The sequence below is a fragment of the Halorubrum sp. Atlit-8R genome, from assembly GCF_003666025.1.
GTDB classification, from domain to species: Archaea; Halobacteriota; Halobacteria; order Halobacteriales; family Haloferacaceae; genus Halorubrum; species Halorubrum salinarum.
The window spans coordinates 1-513 of sequence record NZ_QPLV01000040.1 but is presented as its reverse complement, the minus strand read 5'-3'; the positions used below and the strand labels follow the sequence as shown (position 1 = coordinate 513).

At 54.8% G+C, this 513-nt stretch carries 1 protein-coding gene; it reads left to right on the top strand.

The window, feature by feature from the left end:
- Window positions 1-322: hypothetical protein (locus tag DVK05_RS17635; RefSeq protein ID WP_233562245.1), on the top strand; the 322-nt coding region annotated here is incomplete at its 5' end.
- Window positions 323-513 lie beyond the last annotated feature (191 nt).

Sequence of the window (513 nt, the reverse complement as noted above, 5' to 3'; positions counted from 1 at the left end):
GATCGTGCAAAGAACACCAGGGGTCAACTTCCACCAGCACAGCACTCTGTCGTTCCTGAAAACAGTCCACGAAAATGAGCCAGTCACAGTTGAGACTCTGATGGAAGAACTCGACAGAACTCGAGGAATCACCACACAAAGGCTCAACCACCTGAAAGAAGAAGGAAAAGTAGAAGGACAGAACACTCACCACGGACCACCAGCCGCGACTTGGCAAACTGTAGAGCACTGGGCAACCCCATTCAAATGTAATGACTGCGAGTTCAAGACTCGTTCTCTTACCGGCATCCGGACCCACCAAGCGTCTATGCACGGTGACTGATTCGAGTTGAGTTTACTCAGAAATCCGCCGTTCGCGACGGTTCCCGCCCGGAATTCAGATGTGGCGCAGCAGATCGTCCCAAGTCACCGTCTTTGAGGGTCCGTTCCGACTCGTCGATGAAGTGCCCCAACTCCTCGCGTGCTCCCCCGAGGATCGACAGCAGGCCCCTCACGCCGCCACAATCAACGCTG